The 15,426-nt window shown below is 71.4% G+C and carries 15 protein-coding genes and 1 pseudogene; 7 read left to right on the top strand and 9 right to left on the bottom strand.

From position 1 onward, the window contains the following. Positions 1-24: 24 nt before the first annotated feature. The 4 genes from ABZ896_RS24680 to ABZ896_RS24665 form a co-directional block, all read right to left on the bottom strand. Positions 25-828, bottom strand: a complete 804-nt coding sequence (locus ABZ896_RS24680; protein ID WP_360932964.1) for a glucose 1-dehydrogenase — start codon at positions 826-828, stop codon at positions 25-27. Further along, the gene (locus ABZ896_RS24675; RefSeq protein ID WP_360932961.1) at positions 825-2,054 is read right to left on the bottom strand and encodes a cytochrome P450; all 1,230 of its coding nucleotides are present in this window, start codon (positions 2,052-2,054) and stop codon (positions 825-827) included. Before ABZ896_RS24675 ends, ABZ896_RS24680 begins: the two co-directional genes overlap by 4 nt. 28 nt (positions 2,055-2,082) lie before the next feature. After that, complete coding sequence (locus tag ABZ896_RS24670; protein ID WP_360932958.1) at positions 2,083-2,277, bottom strand: ferredoxin; 195 nt, start codon at positions 2,275-2,277, stop codon at positions 2,083-2,085. A gap of 198 nt (positions 2,278-2,475) precedes the next feature. Next, entirely contained in the window at positions 2,476-3,120 is a 645-nt protein-coding gene (locus ABZ896_RS24665) for a TetR/AcrR family transcriptional regulator (protein ID WP_360932956.1), read from the bottom strand. A gap of 145 nt (positions 3,121-3,265) precedes the next feature. Between ABZ896_RS24665 and ABZ896_RS24660 the strand changes: the two genes are divergently transcribed. Continuing rightward, a complete protein-coding gene (locus ABZ896_RS24660) occupies positions 3,266-3,919 on the top strand; it encodes a TetR family transcriptional regulator (protein WP_360932953.1) in 654 nt (217 codons plus the stop codon). Between the two features lie 174 nt (positions 3,920-4,093). After that, the gene (locus ABZ896_RS24655; protein ID WP_360932950.1) at positions 4,094-5,755 is read left to right on the top strand and encodes an FAD-binding protein; all 1,662 of its coding nucleotides are present in this window, start codon (positions 4,094-4,096) and stop codon (positions 5,753-5,755) included. A gap of 16 nt (positions 5,756-5,771) precedes the next feature. Here the strand turns inward: ABZ896_RS24655 and ABZ896_RS24650 are convergent, their stop codons facing one another. Further along, positions 5,772-7,397: a GMC oxidoreductase gene (locus ABZ896_RS24650; protein WP_360932947.1), complete on the bottom strand. Its 1,626-nt coding sequence runs from the start codon at positions 7,395-7,397 to the stop codon at positions 5,772-5,774. A 234-nt stretch (positions 7,398-7,631) separates the two neighbouring features. On the opposite strand from ABZ896_RS24650, the gene ABZ896_RS24645 reads away from it, so the two are divergent. From ABZ896_RS24645 to ABZ896_RS24630, 4 genes are all read left to right on the top strand, one after another. Then, on the top strand, positions 7,632-8,267 hold the full coding sequence (locus ABZ896_RS24645; protein WP_360932945.1) for a TetR family transcriptional regulator: 636 nt from the start codon (positions 7,632-7,634) through the stop codon (positions 8,265-8,267). 153 nt (positions 8,268-8,420) lie between these two features. Next, positions 8,421-9,602 (top strand): hydroxylase, encoded by a 1,182-nt coding sequence (locus tag ABZ896_RS24640; RefSeq protein ID WP_360932942.1) that lies wholly within the window; start codon positions 8,421-8,423, stop codon positions 9,600-9,602. Positions 9,603-9,610: 8 nt separating this feature from the next. Next, positions 9,611-10,129, top strand: a complete 519-nt coding sequence (locus ABZ896_RS24635) for a flavin reductase family protein (RefSeq protein ID WP_360932939.1) — start codon at positions 9,611-9,613, stop codon at positions 10,127-10,129. Between the two features lie 31 nt (positions 10,130-10,160). Further along, the gene (locus tag ABZ896_RS24630) at positions 10,161-10,901 is read left to right on the top strand and encodes a hypothetical protein (RefSeq protein ID WP_360932936.1); all 741 of its coding nucleotides are present in this window, start codon (positions 10,161-10,163) and stop codon (positions 10,899-10,901) included. A 71-nt stretch (positions 10,902-10,972) separates the two neighbouring features. Here ABZ896_RS24630 and ABZ896_RS24625 read toward each other — a convergent pair whose 3' ends face one another. From ABZ896_RS24625 to ABZ896_RS24610, 4 genes are all read right to left on the bottom strand, one after another. Further along, on the bottom strand, positions 10,973-12,151 hold the full coding sequence (locus tag ABZ896_RS24625; protein WP_360932933.1) for a Cmx/CmrA family chloramphenicol efflux MFS transporter: 1,179 nt from the start codon (positions 12,149-12,151) through the stop codon (positions 10,973-10,975). Positions 12,152-12,380: 229 nt separating this feature from the next. Beyond that, positions 12,381-13,151 (bottom strand): SDR family oxidoreductase, encoded by a 771-nt coding sequence (locus ABZ896_RS24620; RefSeq protein ID WP_360932930.1) that lies wholly within the window; start codon positions 13,149-13,151, stop codon positions 12,381-12,383. 10 nt (positions 13,152-13,161) lie between these two features. Further along, positions 13,162-13,932, bottom strand: a complete 771-nt coding sequence (locus ABZ896_RS24615; protein ID WP_360932927.1) for an SDR family NAD(P)-dependent oxidoreductase — start codon at positions 13,930-13,932, stop codon at positions 13,162-13,164. A gap of 31 nt (positions 13,933-13,963) precedes the next feature. Beyond that, a complete protein-coding gene (locus ABZ896_RS24610; RefSeq protein WP_360932924.1) occupies positions 13,964-15,088 on the bottom strand; it encodes an acyl-CoA dehydrogenase family protein in 1,125 nt (374 codons plus the stop codon). A gap of 86 nt (positions 15,089-15,174) precedes the next feature. Here ABZ896_RS24610 and ABZ896_RS24605 point away from each other — a divergent pair. Continuing rightward, positions 15,175-15,426 (top strand): annotated as a pseudogene (locus tag ABZ896_RS24605) (hypothetical protein); the annotation flags it as partial.

Here is a 15,426-nt window from a genome sequence, read left to right as displayed (position 1 = left end):
CGTCGTCCTCCATCCATACGGGTGTTACGGGGTCGCTGCGGGCCGGAGCGGCTTCACACCGGCCGTGGTGCCGCCGTCGACCGTCAGCACGGTCCCGGTGACGTGCGCGGAGCGCTCACCGCCCAGATAGGCGACCGCCTCGGCGACGTCCCGGGCGGTGCCGGGGCGGGGGAGCGGCTGGGTGGCCGCCATGTGGGCGCGGATGCGCCGGGTCGTCTCGTCGTCCTCGGTCGCCGAGGCCAGCAGGCCGGTCGGAATGCCGCCGGGGGCAAGGCAGTTGACGCGGATGCCGAACTCGGCGAGGTCCGTCGCCGCGCACTTGGTGAAGTGGATCACCGCCGCCTTGGAGGCGCGGTACGACAGCACGCCCGGCCCGGCCTGGATCCCGCCGATGGAGCTGACGTTGACGATCGCCCCGCCGCCGTGCGCCGCCATGTGCCGGGCCGCGGCCCTGGTGCCGGTCATCACGCCGAGCAGGTTGACCGCGATGATCCGCTGGAAGTCCGCGAAGTCCTCGTCGAGGAGGCGGGCGTGCATGGCTCCGGAGATCCCGGCGTTGTTCACCATGAGATGCAGTCCGCCGAACTCCCCCACCGCGTAGGCGACGAGGTCCTCTACCTGCTCCGTGACGGCCACGTCGGTCCGCCGGAAGCGGACGCCGAGATCCTTGACGAGCGACTCTCCGGCGTCCTGGTCGAGGTCACCGACGACGACCCGCGCCCCTTCCTCCAGGAGCCGCTCGACGGTCGCGCGCCCGAGGCCTCCCGCGCCGCCGGTGACCACGGCGACGTTGCCCTCGCTCACCACGGCGACCTTGCCCTCGCTCACCACGTGACCGGGAGTGTGTAGACGCCGTAGGCGAGCCGGTCGTGCTTGAACTCGATGCCGGCGAGCGGGGTCGCGAGGGCCAGGGTCGGGACGCGGCGGAAGAGGGTCGGGTAGACGACCTGGAGCTCCACCCGGGCCAGTTGCTGGCCGATGCACTGGTGGATGCCGAAGCCGAACGCGTTGTGGTGACGGGCGTTGGGACGGCCCAGGTCCAGCCGGTCCGGGTCGGGGAAGACGTCGGCGTCCCGGTTGGCGCTGAACAGCTCGACGATGATGCCCTCGCCGGCCCGGATCACCTCACCGGCGATCTCGATGTCCTCCTTGGCGATCCGCCGCTGGCCGCCGTGGATGATCCCCAGGTAGCGCAGCAGCTCCTCGACCGCGCCCGCGACCACCTTCGGGTCGTCCGTGTCGCGCAGGAGGGCCAGCTGCTCGGGGTTCTCCAGCAGGGCGGGGACGGCAAGGCCGATCATGTTGGCGCTGGTCTCGTGTCCCGCGATGAGCAGGCCGAGGCCCATCATGGCGGCCTCGGCGACGGTGATGTCACCGGCGGTGACCCGGGCCGCGATGTCGGACAGCGCGTCGTCGGCCGGGTCGGCGGCCTTCTTCTCGACGAGCCGCACCAGGTACGCGTTGAGCGCGCCGAACGTCTGCATCGTCTCCTCCGCGGAGACGTCGTGGGCGATCCCGCGGGCCGCGTTCTCCTGGAAGAAGTCGTGGTCCTCGTACGGCACGCCCAGCAGCTCGCTGATCATCAGCGTGGGCAGGGGGAGCGCCAACGCCTCGACGAGGTCGGCCGGTTGGGGTCCGGCGAGCATCTTGTCGAGGAGATCGTCGGTGATCTTCTGGATGGCCGGGCGCAGGGCCTCGACCCGCCGGTAGGTGAAGGGCGGTGTCATGACCCGGCGGTAGTGGGTGTGCTCGGGCACGTCCGAGTTGAAGACGGACCGCGGACGGTACCGCACGGCGGCCGCCATGCCCTCGTGCCAGTGCGGGAACCCGGGCAGCCGCTCGTCGACGCTGACCCGGGGGTCCGCGAGCAGCTGCCGCTGGGCCGCGTGCCCGGTGACGATCCAGGGCGTGCTGCCGTCCCAGATCCGTACCTTGGCCAGGGGTTTCTCGGCGGTGAGTGCGCGAAGTGCCGGGGGTGGGTCGAAGGGGCAGCCGTCGGCGCGGGGCATGGGCCATGTGGGGGCCTGGGCTGTGGCGGTGGGGGCGTCGGACATGTCCATCCTCGGGAGATCGTTCGGGGTGTCACTCGGTGATGTGGATCGCCAGCGCCGGACAGACGGCGGCCGCGTACCGGACGTCGTCGGTGAGCCCGGGCGGTGGCGCGGTATCCAGCAGGACGACGACACCGTCCTCGTCGCGCTGGTCGAACACCTCCGGCGCGGCGGCCACGCACTGGCCGGCCGCAACACACTTGTCCTGCTCGACGGTTACTTTCACGGGGCTGCTCCTAGTCGCCGTGGGCACAGCGGAGCCTTCTGAACGACCGTGGGAAGAAAGGGAGTTGAGCGGCGGGAACCCGTCCGGCTCCGTCGACCGCGCCTCTGAGTGAACTCCTGCGCCGTTGCTAAGTCAATCGGTTGATTCAAAATCTCTCGCGCGGTCCCGTGGAGCTTCCGTGAGGACGTCGGCGGGGCGTCAGGAGGAGACGGGTGCCGTCCACAGGCCGAGGATCGCGTCGACCATCCCGGTGGCGGCGTCCTGCCAACTCGCCCTCGGTGTGGGGATGTCGAGGGCGAGAGCGCGCTCCCGCTCGGCACACATCTGCAGGATGATGTGCCGGGTCATCGCCGTGCGTTGCGCCCGTACGTCGGCGGGCAGCTCGGGCAGGCAGCGGTGCAGGCCGTCCAGGATCCGCCGCCAGACCGGGGCGTCCAGGGTCTCCTCGACCAGGATCTCGTGCAGCGCGGGGTCGGCCATCACCTGCGCGGAGAACCGCGCGAACCAGGTGGGGCTGCCGAGGCGGTCGAGGTACTCGGGGGTCGGCCGCACCAGACAGCCCACCCAGTCCCGTAGTTCGGCCGAGTCGGCCGTCTCCGCGAGCAACCGCTCGGTCACGTCGGTCAGTTGCTCGGTGTGGTGGTGGGCGATCGCGCGCACCAGGTCCGCCTTGGTGCCGAAGTGGTAGCCGACCACCGCCGTGTTGCCCTGCCCGGCGGCCTCGCTGATCTGGCGGTTGGACACGGCGAACACCCCGCGCTCGGCGAACAGCCGCTCCGCGGTGCTCCGGATCAGCTCCCGGGTCGCACGGACCTGCTCGGCCCGGACCTTCCTCCCCGACATGCTCATCACATTACCGGGACGCCCTGCGGGGACGGTCCCGCCCGGTGATGATGTTCCCGGCCGCCCTCTGGACGGAAAACAATCAGGTGATTTACGTTCTGGGGCGGTTCGCGGCAGCGGACGGGCGGGGCGGAAGCGGGTGGGGATGGCGGGCGGGACGAGACGCGACGAACAGGTCAGGGCCACCAGGGAGGCCCTGCTCACCGCGGCCGAGCGGCTGTTCGCCGAGCACGGCGTGTACGCCGTCGGCAACCGGCAGATCAGCGAGGCCGCGGGCCAGGGCAACAACACCGCCGTCGTCTACCACTTCGGGACCAAGGCCGACCTGGTCAGGGCGCTGATCCGCCGGCACGCCGAGCCGATCGAGGCGCTGCGCGTCCGCATGCTGGAGGGGATCGGCGACTCCACCGACCTGCGCGACTGGGTGGACTGCGCGGTCCGCCCCATCACCGGACACCTGGCCGACCTGGGCCGCCCCAGCTGGTACGCCCGCTTCATCGCCCAGGTCACCGCCGACCCCGCGCTCTACCCGATCGCCGAGGAGGAGTTCTACGCCACCTCCCCGTCGCTGTACGACCTGGAGGCGGGCCTGACGCGCTGTGTCCCGGAGCTGCCGGACCCGGCGCGCGCCGAACGCGCCGACATGACACGGCACTTGATCGTGCAGATGTCCGTCGACCGGGAGCGCGCCCTGGCCGCCGGCACCCGAACCCCCTCGGCGACCTGGCACGACGCCGCCACCGGCCTCGTGGACGCGATCGTCGCGCTGTGGCGGGCACCGGTGACGCCCGCGGGCTGACCCGCATCGAGTAAGTCGCGGAACAGGACGCCGTCGAGAAGGCGGGACCACCCTGCGCACCGGACAGCACCGCACCGGCCGCGTTCCACTGAGCGGGAGACCCGGCGCGGTGCCGGTCCGCCGAACCTACGGTGTGTCGGACCTGTCGGCACCCGAGAGCGGAGGGGCGGGCCGATGACCGCTTGGGATCACTCGACCGACTTCCTCGTGGTGGGGAGCGGTGCCGGGGTCGTCGGGGCCGTCCGGGCCCGCGCGCTCGGCAAGGACGTGCTCGTCGTGGAGAAGTCCGACCTGTTCGGCGGCTCCACCTGTATGTCGGGCGGGGTGATGTGGCTGCCGCACAACCCGCTCATGCGGCGGGAGGGCGTCCCCGACTCGGTCGAGGCGGCCCTGCGGTACTTCGAGACCGTCGTAGGGGACGCGGGTCCCGCCTCGTCTCCCGAGCGCAGGCTCGCGTACGTCAACTCCGGTGCGGAGATGGTGGGTTTCCTGGAGTCCGAGGGGCTGGAGTTCCGGCGCTGCGAGGGCTATAGCGACTACTACTCCGGCGTCCGGGGCTGCGAGGGCGGGTCCGCGCGCGGCCGCTCGATCGAGGCGAAGGCCTTCGACAAGAACCGGCTCGGACCCTGGCGCGACCGCATCCGGCTCGGGTTCTCCAACGGGCTCACCGTCTACACGGGCGAGGCCGGACCGATGATGCTGATGCGCACCAGGATCGGGCTCGCCGTCCTCGCGCGCGTGATCGGCCGCACGGCGCTCGGCCGGATCCGCGGGCAGCGGCTCGTCTCCAATGGCGCGGCCCTGACCGCTCGCCTGCTCCAGATCCTGCTGCGCCAAGGCGTCGCCGTATGGCTGGAGTCGGCGCTGACCGACCTCGTCGTCGAGGACGGCCGGGTCGTCGGGGCCGTCGTCCGCAAGGACGGCCGTGACCTGCGGATCCGTGCGCGCGACGGCGTACTGCTCGCCGCCGGCGGCTTCGCACGGGACAAGGAGATGCGCGCCGAGCACTCGGGCGGACGGCCCGTCAGCGACCGCTGGACCTCGGCGAATCCGGGCGACACCGGGGAGACGATCCGGATCGCCATGGCGCTCGGCGCGGCGACCGACCTGCTCGACGAGGCCTGGTGGATGCCCTCGTGGCTCCTGCCCGACGGCAGCCCCAGCATGTGCCTGTCCGAACGCGGCAAGCCGGGCGCGATCATCGTCGACGCGGAGGGACGGCGGTACTTCAACGAGGCGGTCGCCTACCAGGAGGCCGGACAGCGGATGTACGCGCACGAGCGGGAGTTCGGCGGCGCCCTGCCGTCCTGGCTCGTCGTGGACTCACGGCACCGCGGCCACTACCCGTTCGGGATGTCCCCGCCCGGCCGCACGCCCAAGGAGTGGATCGGCAGCGGTGCGATGAAGCGGGCGGACACCCTGGAGGACCTCGCCGACCAGTGTGGGATCGACCCCGGCGGGCTCCTCAAGACCGTCGAGCGCTTCAACGGCTTCGCCGCGACGGGCGTCGACGAGGACTTCCACCGGGGCGAGGGCGACCACGAGAAGTACTACGGCGACATCACCCACACACCCAACCCCTGCCTGGGCCCGGTCGCCAAGCCGCCCTTCTACGCGGTCGCCCTGTACCCGGGGGACATCGGCACCAGCGGCGGCCTCCTGTGCGACGAGTCCGCCCGGGTCCTCGGCACCGACGGCACCCCGATCCAGGGCCTCTACGCCACCGGCAACTGCACCGCGTCCGTGATGGGCCGCAAGTACCTGGGAGCCGGAGCCAGCATCGCCGCCTCGGCCGTGTTCGGCTATGTGGCGGCGAACCACGCTGCGGCGGCCTAGGCCGCCTCTTCACTCCCTAGAACACGCGGCCGAGGTCCTGGCGGACGATCGTCGCCATGCTGTGTTCGGCGAGCGCCGCGATCGTGTACGACGGGTTGCAGGCGCCGGTCGAGCCCGGGATGCGGGCGCCGTCCAGGACGTAGAGCCCCTTGTGGCCGAGGACCCGGCCGTACAGGTCGACCGCGTCGCCCATCGGGACCCCGCCGAGGGCGTGCCAGGTGGACGGCGCCGAGGCGTTGGTGTCGATCATCAGGCCGCCGCCCGCCGCGGCGATCGCCTGCATGCGCGCGGTGATCAGCACCTGGAGCGCCGCGTCCCCGGTGCTCGGCCAGGTCAGCACCGCGTCGTCCTGGTCGGCGTCGTAGGCCCAGGTGCCGACGCCGTCGACGATGCCGTACCCGACCACGGTCAGGGCGGTGACACCGGCCTGCTGGATGGGCGAGCCCGCGTGCACGACCGTGTAGGAGGCGACGCCGTTGGAGTCGGTCGCGCCGATGCAGGCGGGCCCGCCCTGCTGGGTGCCCGCGTCGCCGTTCGGGTTGATCCACGCCCAGATCCGGTCGCCGTTGTTGCCCCACTTGGTGCCGATCGCGTCCGGCAGCTCCGGCACCAGGCCCTTCGCCCGCGACTTGACCAGCAACCGGGTGGTGCCGGGTGAACCGGCGTTGAGGAACACCGCGTCCGCGGTGACCCGGATCCTCTCCTGGACCGCGCCGGAGGTGTCGATACGGTCGACGGCCAGCACCCACTTCTTCGACGCGTCCATCGACAGATCCCGTACGACGTGCAGGGGTGCCACCTCGACCAGCCCGGTCGTCTCCGCCTGCGCGAGATAGGTGACGTCGATCGAGTGCTTGCCGCCGTTGTTGACGCCGAACGCGATGTCGCTGGTGGTGTACGTCGGCGCGTACTGGCCGGTCAACTCGCCTCGCGCGTAACGCCAGTCGATGGGCAGCGGCACCTTGAACGGGGTCATGCCCGCCTTCGGCAGCACGTCCCGGAAGAGCCGGGAGGACGTGTACGGGTCGGCGGCGAGCAGGTCGTCCGGGATGGTGGTGATGCCCAGCATGCGGGAGACCGTGGGGTACCAGATCCGGTCCAGGTCGCCGTAGAAGTCCGAGGCGAGCGGGATCGAGCGGGTGAAGTTCTCCTTCGTGGGCTGGAGGGTCATCCCGTGGTACATGATCGAGCCGCCGCCGACCGCCGCGCCGACGTTGGCGGTCATGCCGTTCCCCACCACGGGTTCGATGACCCCGGTGTAGGGCGTCCAGGTCTTGTCCACGCCCCCGACGACCGGGTGGTCGGTGAGCCAGGCGGAGCGGTTGTCCATGTTCGCGAAGCGGCAGAACGTCGTCGCGTTCGGGCCGGTGACCCAGCGCCGGCCGCGCTCCAGGACCAGGGTGCGCACACCGGCCTGGGCGAGCCGGAGCGCGGTCACCCCGCCGCCGAAGCCGGTGCCGACGACGACGGCGCGGGCCCGCAGCTCGGTGACGTCGGCGGAGGAGACGGTCGTGGTGGGCGTCGCCGCCCGGGCCGTCGTACCGGCACCGCCGAGCACGGCACCGACGGCGGCGCCCGCGCCGAGCAGACGGCGGCGGCTGATACCTGAGGGGGAGACAGGGGAAGGAGCGGTCCGGGACATGGGGGACTCCCGTCGAGAGGGACTTCGGGATGGACTGTGGGGGACTGATCTCATCCGCGCGCGAAGCGACTGGCGTTCTTGACGCGTCCATGCTTCGGCGATGCCGCGTCACCGTAGCACCGGATGTCACGGTGCGCCATAAAGTCGCGACGTGTCAGAAACTGCCAATTCCCTTGCGTGAGGCCGTTGTTGAAGCCCCGGTAAAGTCGTCCGCACAGACGTGGAGGGAGGCGTATGAGCGCGCGAGCCGCAGGCCGCGGCGGACGGCCGCCGCTGACGGAGCGGCGCCGTGAGGCGACCCGCCGGGAGATCGCCGAGGAGGCGCTGCGGCTCTTCGCCGACCGGGGCGTCGCGGCCACCACGGCGGAGGACATCGCCGCGGCCGCCGGCATCTCCACCCGTACCCTGTGGCGCTACTTCCGCTCGAAGGAGGAGTGCGTACGACCCCTGCTCGCGTCCGGCATGGAGATCGCGACCGAGCGGCTGCGCGCGTACTGGCAGGGCGAGGGCTCGCTCGCCCGGGCGCTCGCCGGCGTCGACGACCCCGAGGCCTTCCTGGAACCCCTGGGCGCCCTGCGGGACCTGGTACGGCTCAGCCGTGACGAACCGGGGCTGCGGGCCGTGTGGCTGGAGACCCACTTCGACGCCGAGGCCGTCTTCGCCCAGGTCATCGCGGAGGGCACCGGCCGCACGGCACACGACCTGGCCGTACGCATGGAGGCGGGCATGCTCAACGCCGCCCTGCGGATCGCGGTGGAGGACTGGGCGACGTCACCCGAGGGGGCGCCGCTCGCCGAGTCCCTCTCGCAGGCCCTGCGGGCGGTGGCGCGCTGCTTCGAGGCGGTGAGCCCGGCACGCCCCACCGACTGACCCGGTGCTGATCCCGCGGTATCCGGCGCTGTCCCGGTCAGCGGAAAGGCCTCAGCGGGTGTCCCTCCCGCGAAATCACAATGAGGCCATTCCGCCGCCGAGGCGCGGCACACGTGATGCACGTGTTTCACCGGTTCGCAGGAGGTGTGCGGCGTGGCGCACGAAGTCGTCGGTCGTATCGAGGAGATCGGGCCCGAACTGGCCGCACTCGCCGAGGAGAACGAGAAACTCGGCAAACTCAGCGACAAAACCGTCGCGTTGCTCCGCTCGGCGGGAGTCATCAGGCTTCTCCAGCCCAAGGAATTCGGCGGACACGCCGCACACCCCCGGGACTTCGCCGAAGCCGTGATGGCGGTCGCCCGGCACGACGGGGCCGCGGGCTGGGTGTGCGGGGTCGTCGGCGTGCACCCCTGGGAGCTGGCGCAGCTGGATCCCCGGCTCGCCCACGAGGTGTGGGACGACGACCCGGACACCTGGATCGCCTCCCCCTACATGCCGAACGGCATCGCCGAGCCGGTCGAGGGCGGCTATGTCCTCAGCGGGCGCTGGCCGTTCTCCTCGGGGAGCGACCACTGCTCCTGGGACTTCCTCGGCGCGCTCGTCGGCGACGGCAAGGGCAAGCCGGCCGGGCCGATCAGCGTGCTGCACGTGGTGCTGCCGCGCTCCGACTACCAGATCCTCGACGACACCTGGAACGTGATCGGGCTGGCCGGCACGGGCAGCAAGGACGTCGTCGTCGACAAGGCGTTCGTCCCCGAATACCGCACCATCCGCCAGGAGTTGGTCACCGAGGGCGCCGCCGCCGAGGCGGTCGGACTGACCGAGACCCTCTACAAGCTGCCCTTCGCCTCGATGTTCCCGCTCGGCATCACCGCCGCCGTCATCGGCATCTGCGAAGGGGGCCTCGCCCTCCATCTCGCCCAGCAGCGCGAGCGGGTCGCCGTCACCGGCGTCCAGGTGCGCGACGATCCCTACGTCCTCTACTCCGCCGGAGAGGCCGCCGCGGAGATCGCCGCCTCGCGGGTGCAGCTGATCGAGGGCATCAGCCGCCTCTACGACAAGGCCGAGGCCGGCCTCCCCATCACCCTGGAGGACCGGGCCGACGTCCGCCGCAACCAGGTGCGCTGCGCCTGGCGCGCGGTCTCCGCGCTGGACGGGATCTTCGCGCGCTCCGGCGGCAACGCGATCCGGCACGACAACCCGCTCCAGCGGTACTGGCGCGACGCCCACGTGGGACTCCAGCACATGATCCACGTACCCGGCAGCGCCTACCACGCCAACGCCCTGGTGCGGATGGGCCTCGAACTGCCCGAGTCCATGCGCGTCATGCTCTGAGGCCGGGCATGGACACCGTCAACGGCCGCTACTTCCGCGGCGTCCTCGGCCACTTCCCGACGAGCGTGGTCGCCATCACCACCGCGGACGACGAGGAGAGGCCCCACGGACTGATCGTCGGCACCTTCATGTCGGTCTCCCTGGACCCGCCCCTCGTCTCCTTCCTGGTGGACAGCTCCTCCACGACCCTGCGCACCATCCGCGCCACCGGCCGTTTCTGCGCCAACTCCCTGGCGGGCAACCAGGAACGGCTGTCCCGGCAGCTGGCGGGCGGGGCGGGGGACCGCTTCAAGGGCGTGACCTGGAAGGCGTCCCCGCTCGGAAATCCCGTGCTGGAAGGGATCGTCGCGTGGGTCGACTGCTCGGTGGAGAACGTCGTCGAGATCGGTGACCACTTCCTGGTCGTCGGCCGCGCACGGCATCTGCGCGTCGAATCCCGGCGCAGTCCGCTGCTGTTCTTCCGCGGTGGATACGGCGACTACCTCTCCACCACGCATCTCGTGCTGGACAGGCTGGTCGGCTGGTAATGCGGGCTTACGCGATCAAAGGAGATCGTTCATGCGGCAAGATTTGTACCTCAGACTGGAGCGCTTCTCGGCCTGGTGCGGATTCATCCTGCTGATCGGGTTCATCGCGGCCTACAGCGTGGGGCATCTCATCACCCCGATGAGCCCGACGGAGAGCCCCGAGGGCATCGTCGACTTCCTGACCGACCACCGGACGGGCATCCTCACCTGTGTCGTCATCATGGTGCTCACCGTCCCGTTCGAGTATCCCTACGTCGTCGTGACGAGCCTCCAGATGCGCCGCGTCGAGGGCGGCTGGGGACTGTTGTCCATGATCCAGCTCACCACGGGGGTCGTCGCCCCGCTCGGCTTCTTCTTCCCGCTCGCGATCCTCGCCGCCGCGGCCTACCGGCCGGAGATCCACTCGCCCGACGTGCTGTCCGCGATGTCCGACACCTACTGGCTCATGCTGGTCGGCAACGCGTGCATCTTCGTCCTCCAGGTGTGGTCGATCGGGTACGCCTCCTTCGTCGACCACCGGGCCAAGCCGATCTTCCCCCGCTGGTACGGCTGGCTCAGCATGGTGCTGGGTGTGCTCCTGATCCCGGGGGCGTTCGTCTTCGTCAACAAGACCGGGCCGCTCGCCTGGGACGGTCTGCTGGCCAACGTCATCCCCACGGCCGTGTACTTCGTCTGGAAGATCGCCACACCGATCGTGCTGCTGAAGGCGGTCAAGCAGGAGGAGGCGGAACTCGCCGAGAAGTCCCCGGAGGCCGAACTGGCCGCCACCTAGGAGGAGTTGAACAGCGCCGGCGGCCGGGACCCGAGGGTGTCCCGGCCACCGACGCGCGCCGTGCGCAGGCGTCACCGGATCCGCTCGGCGCGTCGACCGGTGGTGATCACATCGCGGACGGGGAACGCGATGAGCAGCGCGACGGCGACCAGGAGCGCGCTCGCCCACAGTGGCCCCAGGTGCCCGACCGTGGTGCCGAGGGTGGTCGCGGCGACGAGGGGTCCGACGGCGGCGCCCACGTTGAGTGCCGCCGTCGCGTACGAGCCGGCCATGGTGGGGGCGCCCGCCGCCTCGTAGAGGACCCGTGTGATCAGCGTGCCGCCCAACGCGAACGACAGCGCGCCCTGGACGAACACGAGGCCGAGCAGCAGGACCGGATCGTCGGCCAGAAGGGCCAGGGCTGGCCACCCGACGAGCAGCAGCGGACCGGCGACCGCGAGGACCAGGTCAGGGCGCCGGTCGGACAGCCGTCCGGCGACGGTGACGCCGACGAGGGAACCGGCACCGAAGAGCACCAGAGCGACCGGGATCCACAGATCGCTCAGCCCGGCGGTGTCGGTCACCACGGGGGCGAGGAAGGTGAAGCTCGCGAAGGTCGCCGAGTTCACCAGCGCACCGAGCAGCATGACCAGCCTCAACCGGGCGCCCTTGAGCTGGGCGAGTTCCGCTCGGAGGGTCGGCCCGCCGGCCGCCTCTTCCCTTGCGCGTCCCGCCGGGATGCCCTTCAGAATGCCGAGCGCCGCAGGCAGGCAGAGCGCGGCGACGGCCCAGAACGTGGCCCGCCAGCCGAGCAACGTGCCGAGCACCGACCCACCGGGGACACCGGCGATCGTGGCCACCGTCGTACCCGACAGCAGCACGGCCAGCGCGCGTCCCTTCCTGTCGGGCGGGACCAGCGTGGCGGCAGTCGTCAGGGCGACGGCGAGGAACCCCGCGTTCGCGAGCGCGGCGACGACCCGGGAGGCGAAGAGGACGGGGAAGCTAAGGGTGAGGGCGCCCACGGCGTGAGCTGCCGCGAACGCGAGAACGAACCCCAGAAGGCTTGAGCGCCCCGGCCAGTCGCGGGCAAGCGCGGCCACGAGGGGAGCGCCGACGATCATGCCGATCGCGAAGGCCGGGGTGAGCATGCCCGCGGTCCCGACGGTGATGCCGAGATCCGAGGCGATGTCCGGCAGGAGGCCGGCGAGCATGAACTCCGAGGTGCCCATGGCGAAGACGGCCAGGGCAAGCAGATACAAGGGGTAAGGCATCGAGTGGCTCCGAGGTGAGGAGAGGCACGAGAGGGTCGTCTCGTCACCGCGGCCAGCCCCGGAGGCACACTTCGTCCCTGCGCAGAACGCGACGCGACGGCAGGGCTACTTGGTCAGTGACGCAGGGGGCTGACGGCGTGACCGAAAGCCCCCACCTTGTCCGACTCAGGACTCGACATGGCCTGCACGCTACCCGCCCGGTGCCCGTCCAGGCACCTCGGTTTCACCACTAGACGGAGAGCGCGAAGCCGCCCGTCACCCGCAGGGTCTCCCCGGTGACGAAGGCCGAGCGGGGAGAGACCAGGTACAACAGGGCGTCCACGATGTCCTGTTCGGTGCCCTCGCGGTGCAGGATCTGCTCGCCCAGGACGCGTTCCGCCTCGGCCGGGGGGAGCTGCTCCCGGACGGCGTCCGTGAAGATGAGGCCCGGCGCGATCGCGTTGACGCGGATGCCGTCGGCGGCGAACTCCCGCGCGAACGCCACGGTCAGCCCGCGCACGGCGAGCTTGGAGACGCCGTACACCGTCCGGTTGGCGTAGGCGGCCGACGACGAGATGTTGACGATGCTCGCGCCCGGGCGGCCGCGCATGGCCTCGCGTGCCGCGAGCGAGCAGATGACGACCCCCATGACGTTGACGTCGAACACCCGCCGTACGGAGGGGAGTCCGAGCTCCGCGAACGGCTTGTTGAAGGCGGCGTGCAGCCCCGCGTTGTTGACGAGGATGTCCAGACCGCCGTGCCGGTCGGCGACTTCGGCGATCGCCGCGTCCACGGCGGCCTCGTCGGCCACGTCGCACGCCACTCCGGTGGCGCTGCCGCCCAGCGCGGTCAGCTCCTTGGCCGCCGCCACGGCGACGTCGCCGTCGATGTCGGCCAGCACGACATGGGCCCCGCGCCGGGTCAGCGCGGCCCCGAAGGCCTTGCCGAAGCCACGGCCGCCGCCGGTGACGAAGGCGACCCGGCCCGCGTGCTCGTTGCCTGTGTGTTCTGTGTCGGTCATAGGGACTCCGTCACCTCGGGGCGAACCGCTGGCCGGCGTCGAGACGCAGGCACTGGCCGTTCAGCATGGGGTTGTCGATGATCGCGAGCGCGAGCTTGGCGTACTCCTCGGGCCGGCCGAGGCGGCGGGGGAAGGCGGCGTCCTTGACCAGCGCGGCCCGCGCCTCCTCGGGGATCTTCTCGGTCGCCCCGGTGGCGAACAGGCTGGGCGCGATGGCGAGGACGCGGATGCCGAGCGAGCCGAGGTCCCGGGCCATGGTCAGGGTCATCCCGGCGATGGCGGCCTTCGCGGCGGAGTAGGCGACCTGGCCGACCTGCCCCTCGAAGGCGGCGATCGACGAGGTGTTCACGATGACCCCGCGCTCACCGGTCCCCTCGGGATCCTCCGGCTCGTTGCGGCTCATGTGTACGGCGGCGAGCCGGCTGATGTTGAACGTGCCGACCACGTTGAGATCGAGGACCCGGCGGAAGGCGTCCAGGTCGTGCGGGCCGTTCCGGCCCAGCGTGCGCTGGACGGTCCCGCCGCCGGCCGTGGTGACCGAGACGTGCAGTGCGCCGAGCCCCTCCACGGCGGCGGCCAGCGCGGCCTCCGTCGCCGCGAAGTCCGTGACGTCCACGGGGTGGAAGCTCCCGCCGAGCGCGGCGGCCACCTCCGCCCCGGCCGACCCGGGACGGTCCAGTACGGCGACGTCGGCGCCGCGGGCCGCGAGCAGCTCGGCGCTCGCCCTGCCCATACCGGAGGCGCCGCCGAACACGACGGCCTTCTTGCCCTTGATCTCCATCGAACCCCTTTCAACTGGCGGGCGGGTGCGGTCATATGGACGCGGGCGACCGCCGCAGCAAGGTCAACAGCCGTTCGCGGTGGACGCCCGCGTCGCCGTACAGCACGCTGTCCGCCCTGGCCCGGCGCAGGTAGAGGTGCAGATCGTGCTCCCAGGTGAAGCCGATCCCGCCGTGCAACTGGAGGGCTCGGGCGGCGACTTCACCGGCCGAGGCCGAAGCGTGGGAGGCGGCGGCGCAGGCCGCGCGGTCGGCGTCGGGGCTGTCCGTGTCGGCGGCCATCGCCGCGTAGGAGGTGGCGGCCCGGGTGCCGTGCACGAGCAGCGCCATGTCGGCGCAGGCGTGCTTGACGGCCTGGAACGTGCCGATCGGACGCCCGAACTGCACGCGGGCCGAGGTGTGTTCGACGGTCAGCTCCAGCATGCGCTCCATCACGCCGAGCGCGTCGGCGCAGTGCAGCACGGCGGCCTCGTCGAGCAGCCGCTGGATCTCGGCGGGCCCGGCGTGGAGACGGCGGTCGGCGATCACTTGGACGCCGTCCAGACGGACCTCGTAGAAGGCGCGGGTCAGATCGAGGACCTGTTGCCGTCGTACGGTCACGCCGGGGGCGGTGCGGTCGACGAGGAAGGAGGCGGGGACGCCGTCGTGCCGTGCGGTGACCAGGAGCCACCGGGCGCCGCCGGCATCCTGGACGGCGGTCTTGACGCCGTCCAGCACATAACCGGTGCCGTCGGCCGAGTCCCGGGCGGTGGCGTGCACCCCGTCGAGGCTCCACGGCGCCCGGGGCTCCGCGAAGGCCCAGGCCGCCCAGGCGGATCCGGCGGCGAGCGCGGGCAGCACCTCATCCGCGAGCGTCGCCGGTGCGGTGGCCGCGAGCGCCCTCCCCACGACCGCCGTGGGCAGCAGGGGCACGCGTCCCAGCGCCCGCCCGGTCTCCTCGGCGACGAGCGCCAGCTCGACCAGGCCCAGTCCCGTGCCGCCGTACTCCTCGGGCAGTGCGAGCCCGGCCCAGCCCAACTCCGCAGCGGCGGACCACAGTTCGGTGTCGGTGTCGGTGTCGAACCCGGCCCGCAGCCGGTCGACGGGGGTGTGGTCCGCCAGGAGATCGCGGGAAGCCGCGCGGACCATCGCCTGCTCGTCACTGAGCTCGAAGTTCACCCGAAGAAGGTATCCTCTTTTATGGGTCTGGTCGAGATCTGAGGAGCAGTCTCCCGGGTTTGAGGCAAGTTAAGTATCATCAATTCATGACTGAAGCCGTCCTGCTCGCCGCATGCCGCACCGCGATCGGAACCGCCCGCAAGGGAACCCTGCGGGACACCGGCGCCCTCGACCTCGCCACCGTCGTCGTCCGCGAGGCCGTGCGCCGCAGCGGACTGCCACCGGAGTCCCTCGACGACGTGATCCTCGAACGCCTCCTCGGTACGCAGCACCGAGGTGAGGAAGCCGATCCGTGCGTTGATGCCGTGCTCGGTGAGTACGCTCCGCAGCGATCGGAG

This window comes from Streptomyces sp. NPDC047072 (genome assembly GCF_040643855.1).
GTDB lineage: Bacteria > Actinomycetota > Actinomycetes > Streptomycetales > Streptomycetaceae > Streptomyces.
Note: the sequence above shows the minus strand (reverse complement) of the source record. Positions and strands in the feature narration are given on the sequence as shown.

Excerpts from the sequence above, each read along its gene's own strand:
- ABZ896_RS24675 (WP_360932961.1), bottom strand. The coding sequence starts at position 2,054 with ATGTCCGACGCCCCCACCGCCACAGCCCAGGCCCCCACATGGCCCATG.
- ABZ896_RS24665 (WP_360932956.1), bottom strand. The coding sequence starts at position 3,120 with ATGTCGGGGAGGAAGGTCCGGGCCGAGCAGGTCCGTGCGACCCGGGAG.
- ABZ896_RS24660 (WP_360932953.1), top strand. The coding sequence starts at position 3,266 with ATGGCGGGCGGGACGAGACGCGACGAACAGGTCAGGGCCACCAGGGAG.
- ABZ896_RS24655 (WP_360932950.1), top strand. The coding sequence starts at position 4,094 with ATGACCGCTTGGGATCACTCGACCGACTTCCTCGTGGTGGGGAGCGGT.
- ABZ896_RS24650 (WP_360932947.1), bottom strand. The coding sequence starts at position 7,397 with ATGTCCCGGACCGCTCCTTCCCCTGTCTCCCCCTCAGGTATCAGCCGC.
- ABZ896_RS24645 (WP_360932945.1), top strand. The coding sequence starts at position 7,632 with ATGAGCGCGCGAGCCGCAGGCCGCGGCGGACGGCCGCCGCTGACGGAG.
- ABZ896_RS24635 (WP_360932939.1), top strand. The coding sequence starts at position 9,611 with ATGGACACCGTCAACGGCCGCTACTTCCGCGGCGTCCTCGGCCACTTC.
- ABZ896_RS24630 (WP_360932936.1), top strand. The coding sequence starts at position 10,161 with ATGCGGCAAGATTTGTACCTCAGACTGGAGCGCTTCTCGGCCTGGTGC.
- ABZ896_RS24625 (WP_360932933.1), bottom strand. The coding sequence starts at position 12,151 with ATGCCTTACCCCTTGTATCTGCTTGCCCTGGCCGTCTTCGCCATGGGC.
- ABZ896_RS24620 (WP_360932930.1), bottom strand. The coding sequence starts at position 13,151 with ATGACCGACACAGAACACACAGGCAACGAGCACGCGGGCCGGGTCGCC.
- ABZ896_RS24615 (WP_360932927.1), bottom strand. The coding sequence starts at position 13,932 with ATGGAGATCAAGGGCAAGAAGGCCGTCGTGTTCGGCGGCGCCTCCGGT.